Origin of the sequence: Dorea chungnamensis (assembly GCF_039832125.1) — a bacterium.
Lineage (GTDB): Bacteria > Bacillota > Clostridia > Lachnospirales > Lachnospiraceae > JAFBIX01.
On record NZ_JBDOHT010000003.1, the window covers coordinates 248,350 to 255,043 of the forward strand.

General features: G+C 43.3%; 8 protein-coding genes, 2 tRNA genes and 1 rRNA gene. All 11 read left to right on the forward strand.

Features of this window, described 5'->3' with window-relative positions; all coding sequences use genetic code 11:
• Positions 1-14: 14 nt before the first annotated feature.
• The gene (gene tsaE / locus ABE613_RS04505; RefSeq protein ID WP_235233199.1) at positions 15-440 is read left to right on the forward strand and encodes a tRNA (adenosine(37)-N6)-threonylcarbamoyltransferase complex ATPase subunit type 1 TsaE; all 426 of its coding nucleotides are present in this window, start codon (positions 15-17) and stop codon (positions 438-440) included.
• Positions 428-1,153 (forward strand): tRNA (adenosine(37)-N6)-threonylcarbamoyltransferase complex dimerization subunit type 1 TsaB, encoded by a 726-nt coding sequence (gene tsaB, locus ABE613_RS04510; RefSeq protein WP_347375802.1) that lies wholly within the window; start codon positions 428-430, stop codon positions 1,151-1,153. Before tsaE ends, tsaB begins: the two co-directional genes overlap by 13 nt.
• A complete protein-coding gene (locus ABE613_RS04515; protein ID WP_347375803.1) occupies positions 1,146-2,180 on the forward strand; it encodes a threonine aldolase family protein in 1,035 nt (344 codons plus the stop codon). Before tsaB ends, ABE613_RS04515 begins: the two co-directional genes overlap by 8 nt.
• A gap of 1 nt (position 2,181) precedes the next feature.
• Positions 2,182-2,625 carry a ribosomal protein S18-alanine N-acetyltransferase gene (gene rimI / locus ABE613_RS04520; RefSeq protein WP_235233196.1) on the forward strand — a complete coding sequence of 148 codons (444 nt, stop codon included), beginning with the start codon at positions 2,182-2,184 and terminating at the stop codon, positions 2,623-2,625.
• Between the two features lie 106 nt (positions 2,626-2,731).
• A complete protein-coding gene (locus ABE613_RS04525) occupies positions 2,732-2,965 on the forward strand; it encodes a hypothetical protein (RefSeq protein WP_235233195.1) in 234 nt (77 codons plus the stop codon).
• 8 nt (positions 2,966-2,973) lie between these two features.
• Positions 2,974-3,882, forward strand: coding sequence for a ribonuclease Z (locus ABE613_RS04530; protein WP_235233194.1), 909 nt, complete (start codon positions 2,974-2,976; stop codon positions 3,880-3,882).
• A 17-nt stretch (positions 3,883-3,899) separates the two neighbouring features.
• A complete protein-coding gene (gene tsaD / locus ABE613_RS04535; RefSeq protein ID WP_235233193.1) occupies positions 3,900-4,928 on the forward strand; it encodes a tRNA (adenosine(37)-N6)-threonylcarbamoyltransferase complex transferase subunit TsaD in 1,029 nt (342 codons plus the stop codon).
• Between the two features lie 28 nt (positions 4,929-4,956).
• Positions 4,957-5,706, forward strand: a complete 750-nt coding sequence (gene ispD, locus ABE613_RS04540) for a 2-C-methyl-D-erythritol 4-phosphate cytidylyltransferase (RefSeq protein WP_235233192.1) — start codon at positions 4,957-4,959, stop codon at positions 5,704-5,706.
• A 65-nt stretch (positions 5,707-5,771) separates the two neighbouring features.
• Positions 5,772-5,857: transfer RNA gene (locus tag ABE613_RS04545), tRNA-Ser, on the forward strand.
• Between the two features lie 60 nt (positions 5,858-5,917).
• Positions 5,918-6,007, forward strand: a tRNA-Ser gene (locus ABE613_RS04550).
• Positions 6,008-6,357: 350 nt separating this feature from the next.
• Positions 6,358-6,694, forward strand: a 16S ribosomal RNA gene (locus ABE613_RS04555); the annotation flags it as partial.

Below are 6,694 nucleotides of genomic sequence, written 5' to 3' on the forward strand. Positions count from 1 at the left end.
AAAGGATTTTTCTTATGATAATTGAGACGAATAGTGAGAAAGAGACTTATGAACTTGGATTTAAGATGGGTCAGTCTGTCAAAGCAGGGCAGGTCTATACGCTGGTTGGAGATCTGGGAGTCGGTAAGACTGTTTTTACAAAAGGGTTGGCAGCAGGACTTGGTATTGAAGAACCTGTCAGCAGTCCTACATTTACCATTGTACAGATATATGAAGAAGGGCGCCTGCCCTTCTATCATTTTGATGTGTATCGGATTGGTGATGTAGAAGAGATGGATGAGATTGGATATGAAGATTACATCTATGGAGAAGGAGTAAGTCTGATTGAGTGGGCAAATCTGATAGAAGAGATTCTTCCGGAACATTATACGGAGATTAAGATAGAGAAGGATCTGGAAAAGGGATTTGATTATCGGAGGGTTAGCGTATGCGAATATTAGCATTAGACAGTTCTGGCCTTGTGGCCAGTGTAGCAATTGTGGAAGCGGGACCGGTGGAACAGGAGACAATAGCAGAATATACGGTGAATTATAAGAAGACTCATTCTCAGACTCTGCTTCCAATGTTGGACGAAGTGGCAAAGATGATAGAATTGGATATGGAGAGTATCGATGCCATAGCAGTGGCAGCGGGACCGGGATCATTTACCGGATTGCGAATTGGATCGGCGACCGCGAAGGGACTTGGACTGGCACTGAAAAAACCATTGATTCATATACCGACATTGGAAGGATTAGCTTATAATCTGTGTGGTACGGATAAGATTGTGTGCCCGATTATGGATGCCAGAAGAGGCCAGGTCTATACAGGAATCTATGAATTTGACGGAGATGAATTGGTGATCCTGGAAGATCAGATGGCAATCAGTGTTGAGGAATTGGGTGAGAAGCTTCAGAATGTAGAAAAAGAGATTATATTTCTTGGAGATGGAGTTCCGGTATTTCGTGATGTTCTTGAGAATCGTATTATGTCTGGAAAGAAGGTCTCTTTTGTACCGGCGAATATGAATCGACAGAGAGCGGCATCTGTGGGAGCTCTTGCGGTTGCATATTATCGTGCGGGCAAGATAGAAACTGCCGCGGAACATCAGCCGGATTATCTGCGTGTATCGCAGGCAGAACGTGAGAGAAAGGAGAGACTTGGACATGATTAGATTTGAATGTGATTATCTGGAGGGAGCTCATCCTCGGATTTTAGAGAAATTAGAAGAAACGAATTTTGAACAGACGGCAGGTTATGGAGAGGATCCCCATTGCGAGAATGCAAGAAAGCTGATCTGCAGGGCCTGCGGGCGGGATGATGTGGATGTGCATTTTCTCGTGGGCGGGACACAGACGAACTTTACAGTGATCAGTTCCATCCTTCGTCCGCATCAAGGGGTCGTTGCGGCGGTGACCGGACATATTAATGTACATGAGACAGGTGCGATTGAAGCGACTGGACATAAAGTGCTGCCGCTTCCAAGTGAAGATGGTAAGATTACCGCTGCTCAGGTTCGTGAGATGTATGATGCTCATTGGAATGATGATACCCATGAGCATATGGTACAGCCGGGAATGGTATATATCTCCCAGCCAACGGAGAATGGAACATTGTATAGTAAAGAAGAATTGCGGGCACTGCACGAGACTTGTGAGGAGCTGGGACTTCCATTGTTTTTGGATGGAGCAAGGATGGGATATGGCCTGATGTCTGAGGAGAATACGCTTGCATTAGAAGATATTGCTGCTTTGACAGATGTGTTTTATATTGGTGGAACGAAGGTAGGAGCATTGTTTGGCGAGGCGGTTGTTATTGTGAATCCAGCGCTTAAGAAGGATTTTCGATATCTTATCAAACAACATGGCGGTATGCTTGCAAAAGGAAGATTACTCGGCATTCAGTTTGAGACATTGTTCGAAGATGGACTGTATTTTGAAATTGCAGAATATGCAGATCAATTAGCCATGCGGTTGAAAGAAGCGTTTGTGAAGAAGGGATATCCACTAAGATATGATTCGTATACGAATCAACAGTTTCCGATTATGCCAAATGAGCATATAGATGTGATAAAAGATAAATATTCATTTTCCTTTTGGGAGGCTGTAGATGCTTCTCATAGCGCTGTGCGATTTTGTACAAGCTGGGCAACCAAGAAGGAAGCAGTAGATCAGTTGATTAAGGATATCGAGGCGTTATAATATGTTAGAAGTTCGTAAGATTGACGAAAATGACATTAATAAGATAGCTGCTTTGGAACGGGAAATATTTTCAGATTCATGGTCGGCGAATGCTATAGGTGAAACATTATCCCAGAAGAATACAGTGCTTCTGGGGGCGTGGCAGAATGAACATCTGGCAGGTTACCTGATTGTATATTATGTGTTGGATGAGGGAGAGATTGCCAGAATTGCTGTGGATGCATCTTGCAGGCGACAAGGGGTGGCTGGTCATATGATGTTGGCGCTAGAAAACTTCTGTGAAGAAAAAGGGATCGTGAATCTGATGCTGGATGTTAGAGAGAGCAATGAGGCGGCGATTGCCTTTTATAAGGGCTGTGGCTTTGTCGAAGATGGAATTCGCAAGGACTTTTATACAGACCCAAAAGAAGATGCAATATTAATGAGCAGACAACTTGGTAAATAGCTGGCAGTTATGACAGCAGTTCCCACTGGAAAGCAAGGCTGACAGTAGATATAATGTAGGCGTAACAAGAAAGAAGAAGTGACAGGATACTCACAGGAGGAATTGTATGCGCCAGTTTAGAACAGAATTAGAAGAAAAAAATAAAGTTGAAAAAATCATATGCAATAAATGTGGCAAAGAGATTTGGGTTCGTGGAGGGATTCCCCAGGAGGATGTGTTAGAAGTCGAAAAACGCTGGGGGTATCATTCAAGAAAAGATAATCAGGTGGATCGATTTGACCTTTGCGAGGACTGCTATGATGAATTGGTGGAAAGTTTTCAAATCAAAATAGAAAATTGAGGTAAAATATGTTAGATGTATGTTTGTTAGGAACCGGAGGGATGATGCCGTTGCCGTATCGTTGGCTGACAGCTCTTATGGTGCGGTATAATGGCAGCAGTATATTGATCGATTGTGGGGAAGGAACTCAGATTGCAATCAAGGAAAAGGGATGGAGCTTTAAACCCATTGATGTCATCTGTTTTACCCATTATCATGGAGATCATATCAGCGGACTCCCAGGAATGCTTCTTACGATGGGAAATGCGGACCGGACGGAACCGCTGACATTAATTGGACCTAAGGGGCTGGAACGTGTAGTGAATGCACTTCGTGTTATTGCACCAGAGCTTCCGTTTGCTATTAAATATATAGAAGTCAATGAGCCGGAGAAGACATTCGAGATGAATGGCTACCGGCTAAAAGCATTTCGTGTTAATCATAATGTGACATGCTATGGTTATACTATGGAGATCGACCGTGCCGGAAAGTTCGATGTGGAGCGTGCAAATGCTGCTCAGATTCCACAACGGTATTGGGGGACTCTGCAAAAAGGAGAGACGGTCAATACCGGTGAGCAGATCTATACACCGGATATGGTGCTTGGCCCTGCAAGAAAGGGAATTAAGCTGACCTATTGTACAGATACCCGACCAACAGAATCCATTAAGACAAATGCAGCTGGTTCGGACTTGTTTATCTGTGAAGGAATGTATGGAGAAAAGGATAAACTGAAAAAAGCAAAAGAATACAAGCATATGACGTTTTACGAAGCTGCACAGCTTGCCAAAGAAGCGGATGTAAAAGAGATGTGGCTGACGCATTATAGTCCATCATTGACAAGGCCAGAAGATTATATGGATGCAGTAAGGGAGATATTCCCAAGAGCAATCGCAGCAAAAGATAAGCGTTCTGTGGAACTTGTATTTTCTGATTAGTAGGGAAAGGTATAGTTATGAGCGAAAAGAAAGATGTATTAATTCTGGCAATTGAGAGCTCCTGCGATGAGACGGCAGCAGCAGTAGTGAAAAATGGACGGGAAGTCTTATCGAATATCATATCTTCACAGATTGCACTTCACACATTATATGGGGGTGTGGTTCCTGAGATTGCGTCCAGAAAGCATATTGAAAAAATAAATCAGGTCATAGAGACGGCATTGGAAGAGGCGCATGTGACGCTGGATGATATTGATGCGATTGGCGTTACTTATGGTCCGGGACTGGTGGGAGCGCTCCTGGTGGGGGTGGCAGAGGCAAAAGCTATTGCATATGCAACGAAGAAACCATTGGTAGGTGTGCATCATATTGAAGGCCATATTGCAGCTAATTTTATTGAACACAAAGATCTGGAACCGCCATTCTTTTCTCTGGTTGTTTCGGGTGGACATACCCATCTGGTTCGTGTCAAGGACTATGGAAAGTTTGATATTATCGGGCGAACCCGAGATGATGCGGCGGGAGAAGCTTTTGATAAAGTGGCAAGGGCAATTGGGCTAGGCTATCCCGGGGGTCCTAAGATTGATAAAGTATCGAAAGAAGGGAATCCAGAAGCAATTATATTTCCGCGGGCACATGTAGAAGATGCCCCATATGATTTTAGCTTCAGTGGCGTAAAATCTTCAGTGTTGAATTATATCAATGGTTGCCAGATGAAAGGGCAGGAGTATAACCAGGCAGATATTGCTGCTTCTTTTCAGAAAGCAGTTACTGATGTCCTTGTAGCAAATGCAATGCATGCGGTAGAAGAGTATCATGTAGATAAGTTTGCGATTGCTGGCGGTGTGGCATCAAACAGTGCGCTTAGGTCCGCTATGAAAACAGCGTGTGAGGAACGAGGTGTGAAATTCTATTATCCGTCACCGATTTATTGTACAGATAATGCGGCAATGATCGGGGTAGCGGCTTATTATGAGTATATGAATGGAACCAGACATGGATGGGATCTGAATGCGGTTCCGAATCTGAAGCTCGGGGAACGATAATAAGATTCAAAAAAACGGAGTAATGGATATGAAGATTCAAGGTAAAAAAAGATGTACAGCAATTGTACTGGCAGCAGGTCAGGGAAAGAGAATGGGGACGTCGGTCCAGAAGCAATATATTGAATTAGATGGAAAACCATTAATCTATTATACGCTGGAAAGCTTTGAAAAATCAGAAATCATAGATGATATTATTCTGGTGGTGGGCGAAGGTCAGGAGAAGTATGCCCAGAATCAGATTGTAGAAAAATATGGCTTCGCAAAGATTCGTGCCATTGTGGCGGGAGGAAAAGAACGATTCGATTCTGTCTGGCAGGGCCTTGGGATGATTGCAGGAGAAGAATGTTATGTTTATATCCACGATGGTGCGAGAATGTTTGTCGATGAAGAGATTTTGGAACGTGCATATTACACTGTAGAACAATACAAGGCTTGTGTTGCTGGTGTGCCGAGTAAAGATACTATAAAATTAGTAGATGACGATACATTTGCGGTGAATACACCGGAGAGAAAGTATGTATGGGCGGTTCAGACGCCGCAAGTATTTGAAAATTCGTTGATTCAAGAGGCATATTCTCAGCTGATGAAGAAAGAATGCATTAATGTAACGGATGATGCCATGGTTGTTGAACAGACAATGAATCGACCGGTCAAATTATTCGAAGGTTCATACAAAAATATTAAGATTACGACACCGGAAGATCTGGAAATTGCGAAAGTTTTCTTGGAAGAAAGAAAAGCTGAGAGAAAAAATAAAAAAATGGAAATTAGCTATTGACGAAGAATCCTTTGTGTGCTAGAATAATCACTGTCGCTGAGGTAAACGACGTCAATTAAATATGTGGAGAGGTATCGAAGTGGTCATAACGAGGCGGTCTTGAAAACCGTTTGTCCGAGAGGGCGCGTGGGTTCGAATCCCACCCTCTCCGCTTGAAAAACTACCAACCGGTTAGCTGGTAGTTTTTTATATGAAAAAATCGAGCAGATTTGGAGAAATACCCAAGCTGGCCGAAGGGGCTCCCCTGGAAAGGGAGTAGGTCGTTAATAGCGGCGCGAGGGTTCAAATCCCTCTTTCTCCGTTTGTCTGGCGGGCCTAAATCTTGTGGTTTGTAAGCAGGAAAACATGCATATGTTGAATGTGGAAAAAGATGTTGAAAAAAATCAAAAAAAGTTGAAAAAATATCTTGACAAACTAAAGAGACGCATGATATTATGTTTAGGCTGACTCGTGAGAGACAGACAAAGACAAAAAAGAACCTTGATAATTAAACAATAGACAACAACCCTGAAGATTTCTTAAAGAGAAAAATTCAGAACGAGACATTTAAATGTCGACCTTAAAACAGTAAAAGGGATAAGAAAGCTAGTAGTTTTCTTGACCCAGAACGAACTTGATTCTAAAGTCTGTGTAAAAACGGATTTCAGATTTTTTAACGAGAGTTTGATCCTGGCTCAGGATGAACGCTGGCGGCGTGCTTAACACATGCAAGTCGAGCGAAGCACTTAAGTTTGATTCTTCGGATGAAGACTTAATTGACTGAGCGGCGGACGGGTGAGTAACGCGTGGGTAACCTGCCTCATACAGGGGGATAACAGTTAGAAATGGCTGCTAATACCGCATAAGACCACGGTACCGCATGGTATAGTGGTAAAAACTCCGGTGGTATGAGATGGACCCGCGTCTGATTAGGTAGTTGGTGGGGTAACGGCCTACCAAGCCGACGATCAGTAGCCGACCTGAGAGGGTGACCGGCCACATTGGGACT